Source organism: Shinella sp. R2-11 (assembly GCF_055330205.1).
Map to the genome: position 1 here is coordinate 334,943 of NZ_JBVAPC010000005.1, position 22,575 is coordinate 357,517.

General features: G+C 65.8%; 22 protein-coding genes. 10 read left to right on the top strand and 12 right to left on the bottom strand.

The annotated features are described in order from the left end of the window. Nucleotides 1-302 precede the first annotated feature (302 nt). The 4 genes from ACZ1A1_RS15745 (at nt 303) to ACZ1A1_RS15760 (ending at nt 3,638) form a co-directional block, all read left to right on the top strand. Nucleotides 303-1,913 (top strand): phosphoenolpyruvate carboxykinase, encoded by a 1,611-nt coding sequence (locus ACZ1A1_RS15745; protein WP_463620621.1) that lies wholly within the window; start codon nt 303-305, stop codon nt 1,911-1,913. A 113-nt stretch (nt 1,914-2,026) separates the two neighbouring features. Further along, nucleotides 2,027-2,461 carry an alternative ribosome rescue aminoacyl-tRNA hydrolase ArfB gene (gene arfB, locus ACZ1A1_RS15750; protein ID WP_463620622.1) on the top strand — a complete coding sequence of 145 codons (435 nt, stop codon included), beginning with the start codon at nt 2,027-2,029 and terminating at the stop codon, nt 2,459-2,461. A 94-nt stretch (nt 2,462-2,555) separates the two neighbouring features. Further along, nucleotides 2,556-3,014 (top strand): peptidoglycan-binding protein LysM, encoded by a 459-nt coding sequence (lysM, locus tag ACZ1A1_RS15755; protein ID WP_313195281.1) that lies wholly within the window; start codon nt 2,556-2,558, stop codon nt 3,012-3,014. A 3-nt stretch (nt 3,015-3,017) separates the two neighbouring features. Further along, on the top strand, nt 3,018-3,638 hold the full coding sequence (locus ACZ1A1_RS15760) for an alpha-ketoglutarate-dependent dioxygenase AlkB family protein (protein WP_463620623.1): 621 nt from the start codon (nt 3,018-3,020) through the stop codon (nt 3,636-3,638). A gap of 63 nt (nt 3,639-3,701) precedes the next feature. Here the strand turns inward: ACZ1A1_RS15760 and coaA are convergent, their stop codons facing one another. Genes coaA through hisB form a run of 7 tightly spaced genes read right to left on the bottom strand, consistent with a single transcriptional unit; the run spans nt 3,702 to nt 8,278 of the window. Continuing rightward, on the bottom strand, nt 3,702-4,697 hold the full coding sequence (coaA, locus tag ACZ1A1_RS15765; RefSeq protein ID WP_463620624.1) for a type I pantothenate kinase: 996 nt from the start codon (nt 4,695-4,697) through the stop codon (nt 3,702-3,704). Then, nucleotides 4,697-5,017: a phosphoribosyl-ATP diphosphatase gene (locus tag ACZ1A1_RS15770; protein WP_463620625.1), complete on the bottom strand. Its 321-nt coding sequence runs from the start codon at nt 5,015-5,017 to the stop codon at nt 4,697-4,699. Before ACZ1A1_RS15770 ends, coaA begins: the two co-directional genes overlap by 1 nt. A 10-nt stretch (nt 5,018-5,027) precedes the next feature. Beyond that, nucleotides 5,028-5,804: an imidazole glycerol phosphate synthase subunit HisF gene (gene hisF / locus ACZ1A1_RS15775; RefSeq protein ID WP_454633778.1), complete on the bottom strand. Its 777-nt coding sequence runs from the start codon at nt 5,802-5,804 to the stop codon at nt 5,028-5,030. Further along, nucleotides 5,801-6,544 (bottom strand): 1-(5-phosphoribosyl)-5-[(5-phosphoribosylamino)methylideneamino]imidazole-4-carboxamide isomerase, encoded by a 744-nt coding sequence (gene hisA, locus ACZ1A1_RS15780; protein ID WP_463620626.1) that lies wholly within the window; start codon nt 6,542-6,544, stop codon nt 5,801-5,803. The genes hisF and hisA overlap by 4 nt, the downstream gene beginning before the upstream one ends. 1 nt (nt 6,545) lies before the next feature. Beyond that, nucleotides 6,546-7,187, bottom strand: coding sequence for an imidazole glycerol phosphate synthase subunit HisH (gene hisH / locus ACZ1A1_RS15785; RefSeq protein ID WP_463620627.1), 642 nt, complete (start codon nt 7,185-7,187; stop codon nt 6,546-6,548). 1 nt (nt 7,188) lies between these two features. Then, a complete protein-coding gene (locus ACZ1A1_RS15790) occupies nt 7,189-7,659 on the bottom strand; it encodes a DUF2628 domain-containing protein (protein ID WP_463620628.1) in 471 nt (156 codons plus the stop codon). A gap of 25 nt (nt 7,660-7,684) precedes the next feature. After that, the gene (gene hisB, locus ACZ1A1_RS15795; RefSeq protein ID WP_119257990.1) at nt 7,685-8,278 is read right to left on the bottom strand and encodes an imidazoleglycerol-phosphate dehydratase HisB; all 594 of its coding nucleotides are present in this window, start codon (nt 8,276-8,278) and stop codon (nt 7,685-7,687) included. Nucleotides 8,279-8,487: 209 nt separating this feature from the next. Between hisB and hslV the strand changes: the two genes are divergently transcribed. The 4 genes from hslV to ACZ1A1_RS15815 all read left to right on the top strand — a co-directional run bounded on the left by hslV (nt 8,488) and on the right by ACZ1A1_RS15815 (nt 13,118). Then, complete coding sequence (gene hslV / locus ACZ1A1_RS15800) at nt 8,488-9,048, top strand: ATP-dependent protease subunit HslV (RefSeq protein WP_184145590.1); 561 nt, start codon at nt 8,488-8,490, stop codon at nt 9,046-9,048. Between the two features lie 111 nt (nt 9,049-9,159). After that, nucleotides 9,160-10,467: an ATP-dependent protease ATPase subunit HslU gene (gene hslU, locus ACZ1A1_RS15805; protein ID WP_415213205.1), complete on the top strand. Its 1,308-nt coding sequence runs from the start codon at nt 9,160-9,162 to the stop codon at nt 10,465-10,467. 181 nt (nt 10,468-10,648) lie between these two features. Further along, nucleotides 10,649-11,596 carry a DUF1402 family protein gene (locus tag ACZ1A1_RS15810; RefSeq protein WP_463620629.1) on the top strand — a complete coding sequence of 316 codons (948 nt, stop codon included), beginning with the start codon at nt 10,649-10,651 and terminating at the stop codon, nt 11,594-11,596. A 112-nt stretch (nt 11,597-11,708) separates the two neighbouring features. Further along, a complete protein-coding gene (locus tag ACZ1A1_RS15815; RefSeq protein ID WP_463620630.1) occupies nt 11,709-13,118 on the top strand; it encodes a cytochrome P450 in 1,410 nt (469 codons plus the stop codon). Here ACZ1A1_RS15815 and ACZ1A1_RS15820 read toward each other — a convergent pair. Further along, nucleotides 13,063-13,635, bottom strand: coding sequence for a hypothetical protein (locus ACZ1A1_RS15820; protein ID WP_162911460.1), 573 nt, complete (start codon nt 13,633-13,635; stop codon nt 13,063-13,065). The genes ACZ1A1_RS15815 and ACZ1A1_RS15820 overlap by 56 nt on opposite strands. Nucleotides 13,636-13,862: 227 nt before the next feature. Between ACZ1A1_RS15820 and ACZ1A1_RS15825 the strand changes: the two genes are divergently transcribed. Further along, nucleotides 13,863-16,031, top strand: coding sequence for a malate synthase G (locus tag ACZ1A1_RS15825; RefSeq protein ID WP_463620631.1), 2,169 nt, complete (start codon nt 13,863-13,865; stop codon nt 16,029-16,031). Between the two features lie 245 nt (nt 16,032-16,276). Here the strand turns inward: ACZ1A1_RS15825 and ACZ1A1_RS15830 are convergent, their stop codons facing one another. Next, nucleotides 16,277-16,942 (bottom strand): L,D-transpeptidase, encoded by a 666-nt coding sequence (locus ACZ1A1_RS15830; protein WP_313195268.1) that lies wholly within the window; start codon nt 16,940-16,942, stop codon nt 16,277-16,279. Between the two features lie 369 nt (nt 16,943-17,311). On the opposite strand from ACZ1A1_RS15830, the gene ACZ1A1_RS15835 reads away from it, so the two are divergent. After that, nucleotides 17,312-17,842 carry an MmcB family DNA repair protein gene (locus ACZ1A1_RS15835; protein WP_313195267.1) on the top strand — a complete coding sequence of 177 codons (531 nt, stop codon included), beginning with the start codon at nt 17,312-17,314 and terminating at the stop codon, nt 17,840-17,842. Here ACZ1A1_RS15835 and ACZ1A1_RS15840 read toward each other — a convergent pair whose 3' ends face one another. The 3 genes from ACZ1A1_RS15840 to hrpB form a co-directional block, all read right to left on the bottom strand. Next, the gene (locus tag ACZ1A1_RS15840; RefSeq protein ID WP_119258000.1) at nt 17,843-18,412 is read right to left on the bottom strand and encodes an ActR/PrrA/RegA family redox response regulator transcription factor; all 570 of its coding nucleotides are present in this window, start codon (nt 18,410-18,412) and stop codon (nt 17,843-17,845) included. Between the two features lie 76 nt (nt 18,413-18,488). Continuing rightward, nucleotides 18,489-19,790 carry an ActS/PrrB/RegB family redox-sensitive histidine kinase gene (locus ACZ1A1_RS15845; RefSeq protein ID WP_463620632.1) on the bottom strand — a complete coding sequence of 434 codons (1,302 nt, stop codon included), beginning with the start codon at nt 19,788-19,790 and terminating at the stop codon, nt 18,489-18,491. A 28-nt stretch (nt 19,791-19,818) separates the two neighbouring features. Continuing rightward, nucleotides 19,819-22,290 (bottom strand): ATP-dependent helicase HrpB, encoded by a 2,472-nt coding sequence (gene hrpB / locus ACZ1A1_RS15850; RefSeq protein ID WP_463620633.1) that lies wholly within the window; start codon nt 22,288-22,290, stop codon nt 19,819-19,821. Nucleotides 22,291-22,575: the final 285 nt, after the last annotated feature.

Genomic DNA, 22,575 nt, shown 5'->3' on the forward strand with positions numbered 1-22,575 from the left:
GCGCCTTTCCCGACCTCGGCCCGACCTTGGATCGAGTTCCTGTCCTGGACGAATGAAGCGCCTGTCTGGGGGTAAAGGTGGAACAAATTGTGGCAAAGATAAAGGGAGACGTTGCGGGCCGTGTTTTCCATCCTTTTTTAAATCGATTATTCAAACGATTAAAAAAGTAAGACAAATATTTAAATCGATTAATAGTTTGATATCATTGCCTAATTTCGATTCCGCTCTTGTTTTTGCGACAATCGCGGATTAGCTTCCCCGGAAATTCACCTGGCTCTTCGTCCACGGAGGAAATCTGGACCATGCAGGAACTCGGCGTTCGCAACCCCGCTCTGGGGATCACCGCGATGGGTATCAACACCAGCGGCACGGTCCGGTACAACTTTGCAGCAGAGGCCCTTTATGAAGAGGCCCTCGGCCGCGGCGAGGCCGTCAGGACGGCCCACGGCGCCCTTCGCGCGCTCACCGGCCAGCACACCGGCCGTTCGCCGAAGGACAAGTTCGTCGTGCGCGACGAGAACACCGAAGACGCCATCTGGTGGGACAACAACAAGGCCGTGTCGCGCGAGCACTTCGACGCATTGCATGCCGACATGCTGGCCCACGCGGCCGGCCGCGACCTCTTCGTGCAGGACCTCGTCGGCGGCGCCGACGCCGATTACGCCCTGCCGACCCGCGTCGTCACCGAGCTTGCCTGGCATTCGCTGTTCATCCGCAACCTGCTCATCCGCCCGGAAGAGAAGGACCTTGCGGCCTTCGCACCGAAGCTGACGATCATCGACCTGCCGACCTTCAAGGCCGATCCCGCCCGCCACGGCGCGCGCACGGAAACCATGATCGCCTGCGACCTGACGCGCGGCATCGTGCTGATCGCCGGCACCTACTATGCCGGCGAGATGAAGAAGTCGGTCTTCACCGTCCTCAACTGGCTGCTGCCGGCGGAAAAGGTCATGCCGATGCATTGCTCGGCCAATGTCGGCCCGGATGGCGATGCCGCCGTGTTCTTCGGCCTGTCGGGCACCGGCAAGACCACGCTCTCGGCCGATCCGAACCGCACGCTGATCGGCGACGACGAGCACGGCTGGGGCGAGAACGGCATCTTCAATTTCGAGGGCGGCTGCTATGCCAAGACGATCCGTCTTTCGGCCGAGGCCGAGCCGGAAATCTACGCCACGACCCAGCGTTTCGGCACCGTGCTCGAAAACGTCGTGCTCGATGCGAACGGCGTTCCGGACTTCAACGACGGCTCGCTGACGGAAAACACCCGCTGCGCCTATCCGCTGCACTTCATCCCGAATGCCAGCGAGACCGGCCGCGCGCCGCACCCGAAGACGATCATCATGCTGACGGCCGACGCCTTCGGCGTGATGCCGCCGATCGCACGGCTGACGCCCGACCAGGCCATGTACCACTTCCTCTCCGGCTACACCGCCAAGGTCGCCGGCACGGAGCGTGGCGTGACCGAGCCGGAAGCCACCTTCTCGACCTGCTTCGGCGCGCCCTTCATGCCGCGTCACCCGACGGTCTATGGCAACCTCCTGAAGGAGCTCATCGCCGAGCACGGCGTCGATTGCTGGCTGGTCAACACCGGCTGGACGGGCGGCGCCTATGGCGAAGGCCGCCGCATGCCGATCAAGGCGACCCGCACGCTTCTTGCCGCCGCCCTCGACGGTTCGCTGAAGAACGCGCTCTTCCGCCGCGACGACAATTTCGGCTTCCAGGTGCCGGTCTCGGTGCCGGATGTCGACACGAAGATTCTCGACCCGCGCTCGACCTGGGCAAACGGCGCCGCCTACGACAGGCAGGCCCGCAAGCTCGTCGACATGTTCATCGCGAACTTCGGCAAGTTCGAGGACCAGGTCGACGGCAGCGTCCGCGACGCGGCCCCGGGCCTGAAGGTCGCCGCCGAGTAAGGTTTCGGCGATGATTCACGTGAAACCCGGCCCGCAAGGCCGGGTTTTTCGTCTCTGCAGGCGGCTTCCCGTTCGCACCGCCGCCCGCTACAACGGCCTGGAAAGGAACATCCATGGCCAGCGATCCCCTCTATATCAGCCGTTCGATCACGATTGCCGGTTGGGAACTGACCGAGCAGTTCGTGCTGGCCGGTGGTCCGGGCGGGCAGAACGTCAACAAGGTCTCGACGGCCGTCCAGCTCTTCTTCGACCTGCGCAACTCGCCCTCGCTGAGCGACCGGGTCAAGGCGAATGCGGAAAAGCTCGCCGGCCGCAAGGTCTCCAAGGACGGCGTGCTGATGATCGAGGCCAACCGCTTCCGCAGCCAGGAGCGCAACCGGGAGGATGCGCGCGAGCGGCTGAAGGAACTGATCCTCAAGGCCGCCGAACCGCCGCCCCCGCCGCGCCGCAAGACCAAGCCGACGAAGGGTTCCGTGGAGCGCCGGCTCAAGGCGAAGTCCGGCCGGTCGGACGTGAAACGCATGCGGGCGAAGCCCTCGGGCGAATGATCGCCGCAACTTGGCCGTTTATGCGTGGGAAGGAAACGACGCCTTCCCTTTGCGGACAAGGTCTGCTTAAGTCGGGAAAAACAGGAGGATGGACATGGGTCTCTTCAGCTTTATCAAGAACGCCGGCAAGAAGCTCGGGATCGGCGGCGACGACGAGGCGCCGGATGCCGAGGCGGTCAAGAAGGAACTGGAATCGCACGGCCTCGGCACCGACCAGGTGCAGGTCGAGGTGGTCGACGACAAGGTCGTGCTGAAGGGCAGCGTCGCGGACCAGGCCGTCTTCGAGAAGGCGATCGTCGCCGTCGGCAACACGCTCGGCGTTTCCAGGGTCGATACCGAGGCGCTCGCCGTGGCGGCCGCCCCGGCCAGGGAACCGGTCTTCTATACGGTGAAGAAGGGGGACAACCTCTGGAAGATCGCCGAAGCGCAATACGGCAAGGGCAAGGGCGCCAAGCACACGGTGATCTTCGACGCCAACCGCCCGATGCTGTCTCACCCGGACAAGATCTATCCCGGCCAGGTGCTGCGCATTCCCGATCTCGCGGAAGCCTGAGCCGTGACGGCCGGGCGCGGCCTCGCCCCGGGGCTGCGCTATCTCCCCGACCATTTCGACCGCGCGGCGCAGGAGGCGCTCGTCGCCGCCATAAGGCAGGTCGTGGCCGAGGCCCCGCTCTTCGTGCCGCGCATGCCGAAGACGGGCAAGCCGATGTCGGTCCGCATGACCAATTGCGGATCGCTCGGCTGGGTGACGGACAGGGAGCGCGGCTACCGCTACCAGTCCACGCATCCCGAGACCGGCCGTCCCTGGCCGGCCATTCCGGACATGCTTCTGGCCTTGTGGAAAGAGGTCTCCGGCTTCCCCGGGTCGCCGGAAGCCTGCCTCGTCAATTTCTACGATCCCGATGCGAAGATGGGCCTGCACCAGGACCGCGACGAGAGCGAATTCTCCGCGCCCGTCGTTTCGGTCTCGCTCGGCGATGAATGCCTGTTCCGCGTCGGCGGTGTTTCACGCAGCGATCCGACCCGCTCCTTCCGGCTGTCGAGCGGCGACGTCTTCGTCTTTGGTGGCGAGAGCCGGCTGATCTTCCACGGCGTCGACCGCATCTATCCCGATACATCCACGCTTTTGAAGAATGCCGGGCGCATCAACCTGACGCTTCGCCGCGTCAATCCCTAGAGAATTTCCAGCAAAAGTGCGAAGCGGTTTTGCGTTCGGAAATGCGGAAATACTTTAGCCGGCTTACAGTTTGCGCAGCGCAACCGTCTCGATGAGGTGGTTCCTGCCCTTCTGCAGGATGAGATCGGCGCGCGGGCGTGTCGGCAGGATATTCTGGTGCAGGTTCTTCAGGTTGATGTTGCGCCAGAGGCCCTCGGCGATGGCCAGCGCCTCGTCCTCGCTGATCGTCGCATAGCGGTGGAAGTAGGAATCCGGGTTCTTGAAGGCCGTTTCGCGCAGGCGCATGAAGCGCTCCACGTACCAGGCGTGGATCAGCCTCTCCTCCGCATCGATATAGATGGAGAAATCGAAGAAGTCCGAGACCATCGGCACGATCTTGCCGTCCGCCGGCAGGTTGCGCGACTGCAGCACGTTGATACCCTCGAAGATCAGGATATCCGGCCGGTCGACGGTGCGGAAGCTGTTCGGCAGCACGTCATAGGTCAAATGCGAATACATCGGCGCCTTGACGTCCTTCTTGCCGGCCTTGATCGCCGAGAGGAAGCGCAGGAGCGCGCCGGTGTCGTAGCTCTCCGGAAAGCCCTTGCGGTCCATCATGTTCTCGCGCTGGAGCACGGCGTTCGGATAGAGGAAGCCGTCGGTCGTCACGAGATCGACCTTGGGGCTGGAGGGCCAGCGCGACAGGAGCTCCATCAGGATGCGCGCGGTGGTCGACTTGCCGACCGCGACGGACCCGGCAATGCCGATGACGAAGGGGGTCTTGGCCTCGTCGGAAAGGCTGAGGAACTGCTTGCGCTGCTCGAAGAGCATCTGCGAGGACTCGACATGGGCCGACAGCAGGCGCGACAGCGACAGATAGATGCGCCGGACCTCGTCGAGGTCGATGGGGTCGCCGAGGGAGCGCAGGCGCTGGACCTCGTCGGCGGTCAGCGTCAGCGGCGTATCGGCCCGGAACCGCGCCCATTCCTCCGCCGGAAAGAAACGGTAGGGAGAATAGTCGCGGTTGCCGAAATCGTCCGGTATGTCCGCCTGGTCCTTGTCGCGCGCTGCCTGGATCATCAGCTCTTCCGGCTGGCCTTTTCCGCAAGGCCGGACTGGCCCGTGCGCCTCTCCAGCTCCCCCATGACATCTTGTAGCGGCACGCCGCCGATTTTCAATACGACCATGAGATGATAGAGCAAATCGGCCGTTTCGCTCGTCAATTCGGCTTTTTTGCCCTCGATGGCCGCGATGACGGTCTCGACGGCCTCTTCCCCGAGCTTTTTCGCCGCTCTCTGCTGCCCGGCCGCAACCAGCTTCGCCGTCCAGCTTTCCGACGGGTCGGCCGCGGCGCGGGCCGCGACGATGGCTTCGAGATCGGCAAGGGTGAAGGTGCTCATAGGATGCTCCTCAGTCGAGCCGCATGGCGATGCCATGCTCGGCCATGTAGCGCTTGGCCTCGCCCACCGTGTAGGTGCCGAAATGGAAGATCGAGGCGGCCAGCACCGCCGTCGCATGGCCGTCGCGCACGCCCTCGACGAGATGGTCGAGCGTGCCGACGCCGCCCGAGGCGATGACCGGGACGGAGACGCGGTCGGCGATCGTGCGGGTCAGCGCGATGTCGTAGCCGCCCTTCTGGCCGTCGCGATCCATGGAGGTGAGCAGCAGTTCGCCCGCGCCGCGCTCCACCATCTTCTCGGCGAAGGCAACGGCGTCGATGCCGGTCGGCTTGCGGCCGCCATGGGTGAAGATCTCCCAGCGGTCCTCTTCGCCTTCCGCCGAAACCTTCTTCGAATCGATCGAGACGACGATGCACTGGTTGCCGAACTTGTCGGCGGCTTCCGCCACGAAATCCGGGTTCGCGACGGCGGCCGAGTTGATCGACACCTTGTCGGCCCCGGCGAGCAGCAGCTTGCGGATATCGGCGACCGTGCGCACGCCGCCGCCGACGGTGAGCGGCATGAAGCAATGGTCGGCCGTGCGCGCCACGACGTCGAAGATCGTGTCGCGGTTGTCGGAGGAGGCGGTGATGTCGAGGAAGCAGAGCTCGTCGGCACCGGCCGCATCATAGGCCTTGGCCGATTCCACCGGATCGCCGGCATCGACGAGGTTGACGAAGCTGACGCCCTTGACGACACGGCCGTCTTTTACATCGAGGCAGGGGATGACGCGCGCTTTCAAAGTCATGCGGCTTCTCCTCGTGCTTCGCGGATCAGCGCCAGCGCTTCCGCGGGATCGATGCGCCCGTCATAGAGCGCCCGGCCGGAGATCGCGCCTTCCAGTTTGCGGGCGTCTGCGGCGATGAGGCGGCTTATGTCGTCCATCGAGGCAAGGCCGCCCGAGGCGATGACGGGGATGGAGACGGCCTCGGCAAGCTCCAGCGTCGAGGCCCAGTTGATACCGGTGAGAATGCCGTCACGGTCGATGTCGGTATAGATGATCGCGGCGACGCCCGCGCCCTCAAACTTCCTCGCAAGCTCGATCACGCCGAGCTCGGAGGCTTCCGCCCAGCCCTCGACGGCTACCTTGCCGCCCTTGGCGTCGATGCCGACCGCGACCTTGCCGGGGAATTGCTTGCAGGCCTCGATGACGAGCGCCGGATCGCGCACGGCGACGGTGCCGAGGATGACGCGCGAGAGGCCGCGCGACAGCCAGCGTTCGATATGCTCCAGCGTGCGGATGCCGCCGCCGAGCTGCACCGGGTTCTTCGTCGCCTTCAGGATGGCGTCGACGGCCGCGCCGTTGACGCTTTCCCCCGCGAAGGCGCCGTTGAGGTCGACGACATGCAGCCATTCGAAGCCCTGGTCCTCGAAGGCTTTCGCCTGCGCGGCCGGGTCGGGATTGTAGACGGTGGCCTGGTCCATGTCGCCGAGCTTGAGGCGAACGCACTGGCCGTCTTTCAGGTCGATGGCGGGAAAGAGGATCATGTCAGGGTTTCCAGCGCAGGAAATTGGTGATGAGGGCAAGGCCGAGCGTCTGGCTCTTTTCCGGATGGAACTGCGCGCCGGCCTTATTGCCGCTCGCGACGAAGGCGGTCATCGGCCCGCCGTAATCGACGGTCGCGACCACGTCTTCCCGGTTTTCCGCGGCAAGATGGTAGGAATGCACGAAATAGGCGTGCAGCGTTTCCGGGATGCCGTCGAAGAGCGGGTGCGGGTGCCTGCGGTCGAGCGTGTTCCAGCCGATCTGCGGGATCTTCAGGCCCGGGTCGTTGGGCGTCATCTTCACGACGTCGCCCCTGATCCAGCCGAGGCCCTCGGTCACGGTCTTTTCCAGGCCGCGCGAGGACATGAGCTGCATGCCGACGCAGATGCCGAGGAAAGGGCGGGCCTTGTTCTCGACGGTGTCGCGCAGGGCCTCCACCATGCCGGGCACGGCATCGAGCCCGCGGCGGCAATCGGCATAGGCGCCGACGCCGGGCAGCACGATGCGGTCGGCGGAGGCGACGCGCTCGGCCTTGTCGGTAAGGTCGATCTCCGCCGCGATGCCGGCTTCGCGCGCCGCCCGCTCGAAGGCCTTGGTGGCCGAGCGCAGGTTGCCCGAGCCGTAGTCTATGATTGCAACGCGCATGTCAGCGTCCTTCCTTGAAACCCACGAGGCCGAGCATGGGAGCGTGCCGGCGCTGGGAGGTTTCGGAGGCCGGCAGGGAAACGTTGTCGTGCGTCTCCACCTCGCCGGCCGAGGTTTCCATGTAGTAGATGTCTTCCGCCGTTTCCCGGTCGTCGGCGGAGATCGCCGCATCGACCGTCCAGCCACGCCGTTCGAGGCCGGCGACAACTATGGAGGGACCTTCGAGCGCGACGAGAAGGCTGGTCGCAAGGCAGAGACCGAGGCCGGCAAGGCCGAAGACCGGATGGTCGGCGACGGCCGAGCCGAGCGCCTGCACCGCGAAGGCGAGGGCGGCGGCGAGCCATGCCCTGTGCCAGAGCAGCCAGATCACCGGCAGGAAGAGCGCGAGCCAGGAGAAGCGGTCGCGGACGATGCGGGCCTTTTCATCGCCACTTCGGGTGCCCGGCGGTATCAGAACGAGGAACGTGGCCATGAACGGCCTCCTGCTGTGCCTTCGGTCAGGCCAGCGAACCCTTCGTCGAGGGAACGCGGCCCGCCTGGCGGGGATCGATCTCGGTCGCGGTGCGCAGCACGCGCGCGACGGCCTTGAAGCACGTCTCGGAGATATGATGGTTGTTCGCGCCGTAGATATTCTGGATATGCAGCGTGATGCCGGCATGCTGGGCGAGCGCGTTGAAGAATTCGCGCACCAGCTCCGTGTCGAAGGTGCCGATCTTCGGGGCGGAGAAATTCACGTTCCACACGAGGAACGGCCGGCCGGAGACGTCCACGGCGGCGCGCGTCATCGTCTCGTCCATGGCAAGGTCGAGCGAGGCGTAGCGCGTGATGCCGCGCCGGTCGCCGAGCGCCTTCGCGATGGCCTGGCCGATGGCGATGCCCGTGTCCTCGACCGTGTGATGGTCGTCGACATGCAGGTCCCCTTCGGTCTTGATCTCCATGTCGATGAGCGAATGGCGCGACAGCTGGTCGAGCATGTGATCGAAAAAGCCCACGCCCGTCGAAATGGTCGACGTGCCGGTGCCGTCGATATCGACGGTGACCGAAACGGAGGTCTCGTTCGTCTTGCGCGAAACGCTGGCTGTGCGGCTCATGGGTTTCTCCGGTGATTTTACCGCCGCTCCTTAACAGGGCTGTCATGAAAATGCCAGTCTTTCGCGGGCCTTCGCCGCAGGAGGAAAGGCCCGCGCCTTCACCGGCCGTTCCCCCGTTTGCAATTGCCGAAGCGCTGCTTACATAGATGGCAACGAAGCCGCCTCGCCGGCGGTGCCATGCCCGGTATCCGGGCGCGAAAGGTCCATCCATGAGTGAACACAACCCCTATGCTTCCATGCACGCCACGACGATCATCACCGTCCGCAAGGACGGCAAGGTGGTGATGGCGGGCGACGGCCAGGTGAGCCTTGGCCAGACGGTGATGAAGGGCAATGCGCGCAAGGTCCGCCGCCTCGCCAAGGGCGACGTGATCGCCGGTTTTGCCGGCGCGACAGCCGATGCCTTCACGCTGCTCGAACGGCTGGAAGCCAAGCTGGAGCAATATCCCGACCAGCTGATGCGCGCCGCCGTCGAGCTTGCCAAGGACTGGCGCACCGACCGCTACCTGCGCCGCCTCGAAGCGATGATGCTGGTCGCCGACAAGTCCGTCACGCTGGCGCTGACCGGCAACGGCGACGTGCTGGAGCCGGAACACGGCACCATGGCGATCGGCTCGGGCGGCAACTATGCCTATGCCGCGGCCCGCGCGCTGATGGACACCGACAAGTCGGCCGAGGAGATCGCGCGCCGCGCCATGCAGATCGCCGGCGACATCTGCGTCTACACCAACCAGAATGTCGTGGTGGAAACGCTGGACGCCGACCGCTGAGCCATCCCGCCCGCGCCTTCGAGGGCGGGCCGGATGAAACGATGACTTCTAGAGACGGGACGGCTCGGCGCTGATCATGGCCCGGGACCGTTGCCAGAAACGGAAAAGCCCATGTCCAATTTTTCCCCCCGCGAGATCGTCTCCGAACTCGACCGCTACATCATCGGCCAGCACGACGCCAAGCGCGCCGTCGCCATCGCGTTGCGCAACCGCTGGCGCCGCCACCAGCTGGAGCCGGACCTGCGCGACGAGGTGATGCCGAAGAACATCCTGATGATCGGCCCGACCGGCGTCGGCAAGACGGAGATTTCGCGCCGCCTCGCCAAGCTGGCCGGCGCGCCCTTCGTCAAGGTCGAGGCGACCAAGTTCACCGAGGTCGGCTATGTCGGTCGCGATGTCGAGCAGATCGTGCGCGACCTCGTGGAGGTCGGCATCGGCCTGGTGCGCGAGAAGAAGCGCGCCGAGGTGACGGCGAAAGCCCATATGAACGCCGAGGAACGCGTGCTCGACGCTCTCGTCGGCGCGACCGCCTCGCCGGCGACGCGCGACTCGTTCCGTAAAAAGCTGCGCAACAACGAGCTGGACGACAAGGAGATCGAGATCGACATCGCCGATACCGGCGGCATGCCCGGCGGCTTCGAGATCCCCGGCATGCCGGGCGCCAATATCGGTGTGCTCAACCTTTCCGAAATGTTCGGCAAGGCGATGGGCGGGCGCACCAAGAAGGTCAAGACGACGGTCAAGGACTCGTACAAGGTGTTGATCGACGACGAATCCGACAAGCTGCTCGACAACGAGCAGATCCAGCGCGAGGCCATCCGCTCGGCGGAGAACGACGGCATCGTCTTCATCGACGAGATCGACAAGATCGCCGCGCGCGACGGCGGCATGGGTGCCGGCGTCTCCCGCGAGGGCGTGCAGCGCGACCTGCTGCCGCTCGTCGAGGGCACGACGGTCGCCACCAAGTACGGGCCCGTGAAGACGGACCACATCCTCTTCATCGCCTCGGGCGCGTTCCATGTCTCGAAACCCTCGGACCTCCTGCCGGAGCTTCAGGGCCGCCTGCCGATCCGCGTCGAGCTGAGGGCGCTCACCAAGGAAGACTTCCGCCGCATCCTCACGGAAACGGAGGCGAGCCTCATCCGCCAGTACAAGGCGCTGATGCAGACGGAAGACGTCGAGCTGGAATTCACCGAGGACGCCATCGATGCGCTGGCGGACGTCGCCGTGCAGCTAAATGCCAGCGTCGAGAATATCGGCGCGCGGCGTCTCCAGACGGTGATGGAGCGGGTGCTCGACGAGATCTCCTTCGAGGCGCCGGACAAGGGCGGTAACAAGCTCGTCATCGATGCCGGCTATGTGCGCGAGCATGTCGGCGCGCTTGCGGCCAACACGGACCTGTCGCGCTACATCCTGTGACGTTTCGGCACCGGCGGCGGCCAAAGCAGCCGCCGGTGCCGCATTTTTGAAGGCAGGGCCTCTCGACAGGAGGGGCGCTCCCGCCTTACGCCTTTGCCGCGCTTGGCATCATTCCGACATGTTCGTCGTGCATCGGTCGCCGCCATCCGCCGACAGATTTGACCAGACGGGAAACGGAATCGTGCGACAGTTCTTGCCTGTGCTTGCCCTTGCAGCCGCCCTTTTTGTCCAGAGCCAGACGACGGCGCTGGCCATCGACGTGGTGCCGCCCGGCAACCGCAATGCCGAGCAGCCCGCCATTCCGGGCGCCTCCACGCGCCGCACCAAGGCCGGCAAGACCTCCTTCGACGCGAAATACGAGAAGGTGCGCGACCTCATCGCCAACGACCGCCAGCTCACCGGCAAGATCAAGTCGACCGCCGCGAAATACGGCATCGACCCGATCCACATGGTCGGCGCCATCGTCGGCGAGCATACCTATAATGTCGACGCCTATGACCGGCTGCAGAGCTACTATGTGAAGGCCGCGTCCTATACCGGCAACTTCCGCTTCGCCTATGATGGCGAGACGGTCGGCGATTTCGTCGCCCGGCCGGAATTTTCGCAATGCGCGTCGAAGAAGGGCTCCTACGCGCTCTGGACCTGCCGCGAGGGCGTCTGGAACAAGACCTTCAAGGGCCGGACGGTCGGCGGCACATCCTATCCGAACAACCGCTTCAGCGCGGTGTTCTTCCAGCCCTTCTATGCCGGCCAGACCTTCGGCCTCGGCCAGATCAACCCGCTGACGGCCCTGACGCTCACCGACGACGTCGCCCGCATCTCCGGCTATGACAGGCTCGACGAGAACGACGCGGCCCGCGTCTACCAGGCGATCATGGACCCGGACACCTCGCTCGCCTACATGGCCGCCGCGATCCGCCGCTCGATCGACGCCTACAGGAAGACCGCCGGCGTCGACATCTCGAAGAATCCCGGCCTGACGGCGACGCTTTACAATATCGGCAATCCCGATGCCCGCGCCGCGGCCTTCGCCGCGCGCCGCGCGGCCGGCGAGGCGACCTGGCCGGAAGAGAACTACTACGGCTGGCTGATCAACGACAAGCTGGCGGAACTGCGCGGACTGCTCTAGCTTTCCGCAGGTCCGGCCGGAAGGGCGCTGCGCGCTTTTGCGGGAGCCTGCCCTGATTTCTGCCTCGCTCTCGGCCCACACTCCGGGCAAGCCGATTGAAAGGAAGAAGACGATGGACATGCGTCCCGAGCCATTCGAACCGCCCGCGCCCGTTCCCCGCACGGTGCCGCCCTCGAAGATCGAGATTATCCGGACCGTCTTCCGCAACCCGCTGGAACTGTGGGGCGTGCCCTCCTATACGCTGCCCTGGATCATGACGAGCTTCTTCGGCGAGAAGACGTTGATCGTCAATGATCCCGGCCTCATCAAGCATCTCCTCGTCGACAACGCCCAGAACTACAGGATGGCGACCGTCCGCCAACTCGTGCTGCGCCCGATCCTGCGCGACGGGCTGCTGACGGCCGAAGGCGCGGTCTGGCGCCGCTCGCGCAAGGCCGTCGCGCCGATCTTCACGCCGCGCCATGCCAGGGGCTTTGCCACGCAGATGCTGGCGCAGTCGGAGCTTTACGCGCAGAAATACGAGGGCGCGGACGGCGCGGTCTTCGATATCGGCAACGACATGACGGAGCTCGCCTTCGCCGTGCTTTCCGACACGCTGTTTTCCGGCGAGATCGTCACCTCCTCGGACAATTTCGCCGACGACGTGGACGACCTCCTCCATTCCATGGGCCGCGTCGACCCGATGGATCTGTTGCGCGCGCCCTCATGGGTGCCGCGGGTGACTCGGATCGGCGGCCTGAAGGTGCTCGGCAAGTTCCGCCGCATCGTGCGCGACACGATGGAACTGCGCCTCAAGCGCATGGCGGCGGACGGCGACAGCGTGCCGAGCGATTTCCTGACGCTGCTGCTGCGCGCGGCGGGGCCGGAGGGCCTGACCATGGAGGAGGTGGAGGACAATATCCTCACCTTCATCGGCGCCGGCCACGAGACGACGGCCCGGGCGCTCGCCTGGACGCTCTACTGCCTCGCCAATTCCCCGCATGTGCGCGACGCGATGGAGGAGGAGATCGACCGCGTCGTGGCAAGCGGCGCCGATCCCGTCGACTGGCTGGAGCGGATGCCCTGGACCCGCGCCGCCTTCGAGGAGGCGATGCGGCTCTATCCGCCCGCGCCCTCGATCAACCGCGAGGCGATCGCCGACGACGTGTGGACGAGCCCCTCCGGCGAGATGGTGGAGATCCCCAAGGGCGTCACCATTCTCGTCATGCCCTGGACGCTGCACCGCCACGAGCTGCTCTGGCAGAAGCCGCGCGCCTACATGCCCGAGCGCTTCCTGCCGGAGAACCGCGAGGCGATCCACCGCTTCCAGTATCTCCCCTTCGGCGCGGGGCCGCGCATCTGCATCGGCGCGACGTTCGCCATGCAGGAGGCGATCATCGCGCTCGGCGTGCTGATGCATCGCTTCCGCTTCGACATGACGGCGCAGACGAAGCCCTGGCCGGTGCAGCGCCTGACGACGCAGCCGGCTAACGGGCTGGCGTTGAGGGTGACGGCTCGTCGGAGCGCTTCTTCGCCTTCTTGATCGTCTTGATCGAGGCGCAGGTCGCCTCCGGGTTCTTGCAGGGCTGGTAGACGACGATCTCGCTGCCGCTGCCGTCGTCCCAGACGGCCTGCACGGCGATGGTCTCGGCCTCGCCGGGCTTGAGGTTCAGGTAGAGCCAGTTTTGGCTGTCGTCCGACGGCAGGTTGAAGGGCAGCTCCGGATCGCATTCCGCCATCGGGAAGGTCTTGTCGAGCGCGTCGGAATTGATCGAGTAGCGCACTTCCTTCAGCCGGCAATGCATGGTCTGCAAGGCCGTGAAATAGATGAGCTGCTGGCCGGCGAATTCGCGAAACTGCACCCAGCCCGTCTGCTTGTTGGCGTCCAGCATCGCCTTGTAGATCGCGACATCGGGGATCTGCGCCCGGTACTGGCCTTCGTCCTCTTCCTGCGCGCCCGCCGGCAGGCTGCCGGCAAGGAGGAGGGCGGCGGCGAGAAGAAGGCTCGCCGAAAACGGCTTCCGGCCCGAAGGGCGTTGCGGCGGGGAAAGGGCGATCACGGGCGGTTCCTCATTCTTCGGCATGGGCGCGACATAACACCATTGCGGCCCTGTTTTGAAAAGGTTTCCGGCCATTTCCGCAACCGTCCGGCGCCGGCAAAAATATGATTTTATCCGGAGCGGAATAAATTCTTTATGCTGTTGCCGAATTGACTATGAATGAAAGCTCCTGAAAGTGACTCCATTCGGGATACTCCCCCTTCGTCCCGTCATTCGGAGTTTTTCAGATGCCTTTTACCGAAAAAGCCGGTCTTTCGATCGACAGCGCGCTTTATGACTTCCTCGTCGACGAGGCCCTGCCAGGTACGGGCGTGGATGCCGAGCGCTACTTTGCCGACTTCTCCGCCATCGTGCACGACCTCGCGCCGGAAAACCGCGCGCTGCTGAAGAAGCGCGACGCGCTGCAGGAAAAGCTCGATGCCTGGTACCGCGAGAACGGTGCGCCGAGCGACATGGCCGCCTACGAGGCCTTCCTGCGCGAGATCGGCTATCTGCTGCCCGAGGGCGGCGCGTTCAAGGTGACGACGGAGAATGTCGACCCGGAGATCGCAAGCCTTGCCGGCCCGCAGCTCGTCGTTCCGGTCATGAACGCGCGTTATGCGCTGAACGCCGCCAATGCGCGCTGGGGCTCGCTCTATGACGCGCTCTACGGCACGGACGCGATCCTGGAGACGGACGGCGCGGAAAAGGGCAAGGGCTACAATCCGGTGCGCGGCGCGAAGGTCATCGCCTGGGCACGCGGCTTCCTCGACGACAGCGCGCCGCTCGCCGGCGCCTCCTGGCGCGATGCGGCCGGCTTCGCGGTCGAGGGCGGCAAGCTCGCCGTCGTGCTGACGGGCGGCGGCAAGGCGGGTCTTGCCGACGGGAACAAGTTCGCCGGCTATGTCGGCGACGCCTCCGCCCCGACCCATGTCCTCCTGAGCAATAACGGCCTGCATATCGACATCGGCATCGACGCCTCCACGCCGACCGGCAAGGACGATGCGGCGCATATCGCCGACGTCGTCATCGAATCGGCGCTGACCACGATCATGGACTGCGAGGATTCCATCGCCGCCGTCGATGCCGAGGACAAGGTCGTCGTCTACCGCAACTGGCTGGGCCTGATGAAGGGCGACCTTTCCGAGGAGGTCGTCAAGGGCGGCAAGACCTTCACCCGCCGGCTCAACCCCGACCGCGTCTATACCGCGCCCGACGGCTCGACCCTGACGCTGCCGGGCCGTTCGCTGATGCTGGTGCGCAATGTCGGTCACCTCATGACCAATCCGGCGATTCGCGACCGCGACGGCAACGAGGTGCCGGAAGGCATCATGGACGCCATGGTCACCGCGCTGATCGCGCTCTACGATATCGGCCCGAAGGGCCTCCACCGGAATTCGCGCGCCGGCTCGATGTATGTCGTCAAGCCGAAGATGCACGGGCCGGAAGAGGTCGCCTTCGCCTCGAAGCTCTTCGCCCGCGTCGAAGCCGCCGTCGGCATGGCCCCGAACACGATGAAGATGGGCATCATGGACGAGGAGCGTCGCACGACGGTCAACCTCAAGGAGGCGATCCGCGCCGCCAGGGACCGCGTCGTCTTCATCAATACCGGCTTCCTCGACCGCACCGGCGACGAGATCCATACCTCGATGGAAGCGGGCCCGATGATCCGCAAGGGCGACATGAAGCAGGCCGCCTGGATCGGCGCCTACGAGAACTGGAACGTCGATATCGGCCTCGAATGCGGCCTGTCCGGCCATGCGCAGATCGGCAAGGGCATGTGGGCCATGCCCGACCTGATGGCGGCGATGCTGGAGCAGAAGATCGCCCATCCGAAGGCCGGCGCCAACACCGCCTGGGTTCCCTCGCCGACGGCCGCGACGCTCCATGCGACGCACTACCACAAGGTCAATGTCGCCGAGGTGCAGGCCTCGCTGCACTCGCGTCCGCGTGCAAAGCTCTCCGACATCCTCTCCGTCCCGGTCGCGGTTCGTCCGAACTGGACGCCGGAGGAGATCCAGCGCGAGCTCGACAACAACGCCCAGGGCATCCTCGGCTATGTCGTGCGCTGGATCGACCAGGGCGTCGGCTGCTCCAAGGTGCCGGACATCAACAATGTCGGCCTGATGGAAGACCGCGCCACGCTGCGCATCTCCGCCCAGCACATGGCGAACTGGCTGCACCACGGCGTCGTCACGGAGGCGCAGATCCTCGAGACGATGAAGCGCATGGCCGCGGTCGTCGACGGGCAGAATGCCGGCGATCCGCTCTACCGCCCGATGGCCGGCCATTTCGACACCTCGATCGCCTTCAAGGCCGCGCTCGACCTCGTCCTGAAGGGCCGCGAGCAGCCGAACGGCTATACCGAGCCGGTCCTCCATCGCCGCCGGCTGGAACTGAAGGCTGCGAACGCCTGAGAATGTGACGGCGGGAAAGTTCCCTGCCGCTTCGCCCCTCATCCCGCTGCCGCGACCTTCTCCCCGTAAGCGGGGAGAAGGCGAAGGAGGCAAAGGCTTCCCGTAATGTGGAAAACGGCGCGGCATATCCCTTCTCCCCGTTTACGGGGAGAAGGTGCCGGCAGGCGGATGAGGGGCAACGCCGCAAAGAAAAAGGCCGCCGGTCATCCCGGCGGCCTTTTTCATGAATGCGGGTACCCTGCGCCTTACTGCTGCACGACGACGCGGGCGCTGCGGCCGGGGCGGACGCGCTTGTAGAGGTCGATGATGTCCTGGTTCATCAGGCGGATGCAGCCCGAGGAGGCGGCGGTGCCGATGGAGGCCCATTCCGGCGTGCCGTGCAGGCGGAACAGCGTGTCCTGGCCCTTCTCGTTGAAGAGATACATGGCGCGGGCGCCGAGCGGGTTCTTCAGGCCCGGACCCATGCCGTCCTTGACGTAGCGGGCGACGTCGGGCTTGCGGTCCGCCATTTCCTTCGGCGGATGCCAGGTCGGCCATTCCTGCTTCCAGGCGATATAGGCCTCGCCCTGCCAGGCAAAGCCCTGCTTGCCGACGCCGATGCCGTAGCGAACGGCCTTGCCGCCCGGCAGCACGTAATAGAGGAAGCGGTTGGGCGTGTTGACGATGATCGTGCCCGGCCTCTCGCTGGTGGCGTAATCGACGATCTGGCGGTGGAACTTGGTGTTCACCTTGTTGATCGGAATCGCCGGCAGGGCGTAGCCGTTGTCCTCAACAGGGCCATAATCCGATGTGAAGATGGCATTCGTCGCCACCTTTTCGCCCGGCGCGGAGTCGGACGGGGCGGTGGAGCAACCAGCGAGCGTAACGGCCGCTGCCAGGCCGCACAGAAGGAGGGCATTGCGGAAGCGCATATGATTCTCTTAGGATCAGGAATTAAGAAGTTCCGGGACGCAGAACTTTTATCGACTATGGTTTATTTTCGATTAAACCGGTCAATGCAAGTCTGTGCGGCACGGCAAGGGCTCGCGCGCAAGCAAAAAACCGGAGAAGTGTTTTTTTGCAACAACAATACCGGTCGCCTGCCGCTTTCGCTGGGCCCGGCTCCTTGCCAAGCACGCCTTGACGCGCCGTTCAACGGTCATTCCGCCGGCTGACCCGTCATCGCACAGGAACCGCTTCGCGCGGTTAACGAAGTCTTGCCGCATGATCCGGCAGCGGCCCCCTCTTAACTTTTTCAGGCCGGGTGATTCGCGCTAGACTGCGATTCGCCGAGGAACCCCATGACGATCGTTTCGCTGCACAACGACAATCCGCTGCTCGACGGCCGCCAGTCCGACCGCGCCATGATGGTGCGCCGGGGCGTCCAGCGCATGCTGATGGACATGCGTCATGCGGTCCTGCCCGAACTGACGCTGGCGAGCGGCCGGCGCGCCGACCTCATCAGCCTGTCCGACAAGGGCGAGATCTGGATCATCGAGATCAAGACGTCGATCGAGGATTTCCGCGTCGACCGCAAATGGCCGGACTATCGCCGCCATTGCGACCGGCTGTTCTTCGCCACCCACAAGGACGTGCCGCTCGACATCTTCCCGGAAGAGTGCGGCCTCATCCTTTCCGACGGCTACGGCGCGCATATGCTGCGCGAGGCGCCGGAGCACAGGCTCCCCGCCCCGACGCGCAAGGCCGTGACCTTCGCCTTCGCCCGCGTCGCCGCGGGTCGGCTGCTTCTTGCGGAATTCTCCATGGATGCCCGGCGGGACGGGCCGGATATCTCGGCCATCGTCTCCGGACGCCGGGACGAGCCGGCCTGATTACTTCGGCGCGCGCTTGGCGAGGATGCGCTGCAGCGTGCGGCGGTGCATGTTGAGCCGGCGGGCCGTCTCGGAGACGTTGCGGTCGCACATCTCGTAGACGCGCTGGATATGCTCCCAGCGCACGCGGTCGGCCGACATCGGGTTTTCCGGCAGCTCGACCTTCTCGCCCGGCCGCTGCGTCAGCGCGGCGAAGATGTCGTCGGCGTCGGCGGGCTTGGCGAGATAGTCGACCGCGCCGAGCTTCACCGCGTTCACGGCCGTCGCGATATTGCCGTAGCCGGTGAGCATGATGATGCGCGTGTCGTCGCGGCGCTGGCGGATGGCGGCGATGACGTCGAGGCCGCTGCCGTCGCCGAGGCGAAGGTCGACGACCGCGTATTTCGGCGGGCTCGTCTTGGCCTTGGCGATGCCCTCGGCCACCGATTCGGCGGTGTCGACGGCAAAGCCGCGCGTTTCCATGGCGCGGGCGAGCCGGCGCAGGAACGGCGCGTCGTCATCGACGAGCAGGAGCGAGGGATCGGGGCCGATATCGTCGGCTGCGGTCTGCGGTTCGGTGTTTTCTGCCATTTTCGTCTTCCGTGGCCGATTTTCGTCCATTCTTGATCGCGGTCAGCTTATCACCTGTAAGATGGTGCGGGTAAAGTCATTTCGCACCCTTCGCCTCCATCCGCGCCCGCGGCCAATCGACCGAGACGCGCGCGCCCGGCCGGTCGCCCGTGCGGTTGCCGAAGGTGAGCCTCGCGCCCGAGCGCTCCAGCAGCGTCTTGGCGATGAAGAGCCCGAGCCCCAGCCCGCCGGCCCGCTCGTCCTTCTGCCGCTTGGTGACATAGGGATCGCCGATGCGCTGGAGGATATCCGCCGCATAACCGTCGCCGTCGTCCTCGATGACGATGGTCACCCGCTCCGGCGTGTGGCTGACCGTGACGGTGACCTCCTCGCGGGCATGGTCGACGGCGTTTTCGAGGAGATTGCCGAGGCCGTAGAGAATGCCGGGATTGCGGTTGCCGACCGGTTCGCTCGCCCGCTCGCCGTTCTCGACGAGATTGAGCCTGATGCCGAATTCGCGGTGCGGCGCCAGCACCTCTTCCATGAGGGAGGAGAGCGGCAGAACGCGCATATGCGCCTCGTCCTCGGTGGAAAGCGTCGTCAGCCGCCGCAGGATGTCGCGGCAGCGCTCGCTCTGGCTGCGCAGGAGCTGCACGTCTTCCCTGAAGCGGTCCTCGGTGCCGAGCTCCCGTTCCATCTCGCGGGCCACCACGCTGATCGTGGCGAGCGGCGTGCCGAGTTCATGGGCCGCCGCCGCCGCCAGTCCGTCGAGCTGGGAAAGGTGCTTTTCGCGCTGGAGGATGAGTTCCGTCGCCGCCAGCGCATCGGAAAGCTCGCCTGCCTCGCGCGACACCCGGTAGGAGTAGAAGGCGGCGAAGGCGGTGGTCGAGACGATGGCGAACCAGAAGCCGGCCGTCAGCACCGGCGGCACGACCAGCAGCGTGCCCGGATACCAGGGCAGTGGGAAGGGCGTGAAGGCGAGCGCCGTGATGCCGGCGACGGCAAGCAGGCCCAGCGTCAGGCTGAAGCGCACCGGCTGGAGCGAGGAGGAGATGATGACCGGCACGCAGACGAGCGGCGCGAAGGGATTGGCAAGGCCGCCGGTGATGAAGAGCAGCGCCGTCAGCTGGCAAAGGTCGAAGGCGAGCAGCAGGAAGGCGGAAAGCGGCGTCAGGCGATGGGCCGGCGGAAAGCGCACGGCCAGGAAGAAGTTCACCGCCGCCAGCAGCGCGATCAGCACGAGGGCCGGCAGCAGCGGCAGCGGGAATTTCAGCCACAGCGCGACGACGACGACGCTGATCGTCTGGCCGGCCACCGCCAGCCAGCGCAGGCGAATGAGCGTTTCGAGGCGAAGCCGCCGGCCGGAGCCCTCGAAATCGATATCCTGGTAGCCTGTCATCCTTCGTCTCCTTTGAATATCGTCGCTCTCAGGTGCCGCGCGGTTTGGCGCGCGCCGTCGGCATGGCCTCGGCCGGATCCTCCGGCCAGGGATGTTTCGGATAGCGCCCGCGCATGTCCGCCCTGACGTCCCGCCAGGAGCCGGCCCAGAAGCCGGGCAGGTCCCGCGTCGTCTGGATCGGGCGGTGTGCGGGCGATTGCAGCTCCAGGAGCAGCGGCAGACGTCCGCCGGCAACGGCCGGGTGCTGCTTCAAGCCGAAAAGCTCCTGCACGCGGATCGCCAGCACCGGCTCCGCGCCGTCATAGCGGATCGGATGGCGCTGGCCGGTCGGCGCTTCGAAATGGGTGGGAGCGAGCCGCGCAAGGTCGCGCTGCACCTCATAGGGCACCAGCGCCAGCAACCCTTCCTGCAGGCTGCCCGCGGAAATGTCGTCGATGCCACGCGTCGTCTCCTGGAAGGGCACGAACCAGTCGTCGAGCCGCGCCAGCAGCGCCTCGTCGCTCGTGTCCGGCCAGGGCGCGCCGATGGAACGGTGGAGGAAGCCGATCCGGTCGCGCAACTGCGCCGCCTCGCGGGAAAAGGGCAGGACCTGAAGGCCGAGCTGGCGCACGCCTTCGGCAAGCGCCTGCGCCGCCTTCGGCCCGCCCGGCCGCGGAAGCGGCGTTTCCTCGAGGATCATCGCGCCGAGCCGCACGACCCGCCGCGCCCGCACCTGCCGGCTCGCCCGGTCGAAGACGCATTGGTCCTCGCGCACGATCTTCTCGGCAAGCTCGGCCTCGACGGTGGTGCGGTCGATTTCCGCGGCGGCGAGGATGCGCTGCCGGCCCGCCTGGCCGGTGAGGTCGGCGATGACGATCATCCCGGCGCCCGCCAGCCGCTCGGTCTCCGGCAGCTCGCCGCCGCGCCCGTTCGCCATGACGAATCGCCCGCGCCCGCCACGCTGCAGGGCGACACGATCCGGGAAGGCATGCAGCAACAATGCGCCCGGTGTGCTTGCTTGAGCGGCCGAGGCCTTGCCGAAGCCATCCGCCATCCGCTGCGCCATCCGCCGTGCCGCCTCCGCCCGCTCGCCGCGTTCATTGGCAAAGCGGCGAAGGCGCTCTTCTATATCGACGGCCGAACCGCCGAGCCCCTGTTCGGTGAGCAGCACGGCAAGCCGCGCGGCCGCCGCCTGGGCGCCATCGCCGGCAGCGTGCAGGATCATCGCCGCAAGCCGCGGCGGCAGGGCAAGATCGCGAATGCGCTTGCCCGCCGGCGTCAGCGCGCCCGTCTCGTCCAGCGCGCTGAGCAGGCGAAGCAGCGCCCGTGCCTCCTCCACCGCCGCTGCCGGCGGCTGGTCGACGAGCCGGAGGTCCGCCGGATCGCTCACGCCCCAATGGGCAAGATCGAGCATGAAGGAGGAAAGATCGCTGGACAGGATCTGCGGCGGCGTGAAGGCGGGCAGCGCCGCCGTCTGGCCGGCATGCCACAGCCGGATCGCGATGCCCGGCTCCGTTCGCCCGGCACGGCCGGCGCGCTGGTCGGCCGAGGCGCGCGACACCCGCACGGTCTCCAGCCGCGTGATGCCGGTCGCCGCCTCGAAGACTGGCAGGCGCTGCAGGCCGCTATCGATGACGATGCGCACGCCGTCGATGGTGATGGAGGTTTCGGCGATGGAGGTCGCCAGCACGATCTTGCGTGTGCCGGCGGGGGCGGGGCGGATCGCGGCGTCCTGTTCCTTCTGGCTGAGATTGCCATAGAGCGGCACGATTGTGGTTTCCGGGCCGAACCGGCCTTCCAGCCGCTCGGCGGTGCGGGTGATCTCGGCCTGCCCGGGCAGGAAGGCGAGGATCGACCCACTCTCGCTGCGATGCGCCTCGGCAATGGCGCGCGCCATGCCGTCCTCTATCCGCTCGCCCGCCGGCCGGTCCTGGTAGCGCACGTCGACCGGATAGCTGCGCCCCTCGCTGACGATGGCCGGCGGATTGTCGAGCAGCGCCGAGACCCGCGCCACGTCGAGGGTCGCCGACATGACGAGGAGGCGAAGATCGTCCCGCAGCGCCGCCTGCACGTCGAGCGCCAGCGCGAGACCGAAATCGGCATCCAGCGAGCGCTCGTGGAATTCGTCGAAGAGCACGGCGGCAACGCCGGAAAGTTCCGGATCGTCGAGGATCATCCGGGCGAAGACGCCCTCCGTCACGACTTCTATACGGGTCTTCGCCGAGACGCGGTTGTCGAGCCGCATGCGATAGCCGACCGTCTCGCCCACCTTTTCGCCCAGCAACTCCGCCATGCGGCCTGCCGCCGCCCGGGCGGCAAGCCGCCGCGGCTCCAGAAGGATGATCTTCCCGTCGCCCCGCCAGCCGGCGTCGAGCAGGAAGAGCGGCACCAGCGTCGTCTTGCCCGCGCCGGGCGGTGCGGAAAGCACCGCGCGCGTGCCCGCAAGAAGGGCCTCACCCAAAGAAGGAAGAGCCTCCGAAACGGGCAGGCGCGGCAGACGGTCTATAAGGGACACCGTCATTACACGCGCCGATCGGCCGGGAAGGTGCCTGCCGCAAGGCTGGACATGGATTTCTCCGCTTCTGTTTCCTCCGCCTGAATAGCTGGCTCCGATATCCGAGAGAAGGGGCGGAAGGTCGCTATGGGGCAGAGAGGACACGTAAAACGATCCAAACGGCAAATTTTACCACCTGGACAAGATTTTCGATGGATTTTCTGAGCTATTCAAGCCTCCGAAGCACCTTCTAGCGAAGATATCTGTTGAATTTCAACGACTTGCCGATTTTTTGCAATTTTGTGATTATGC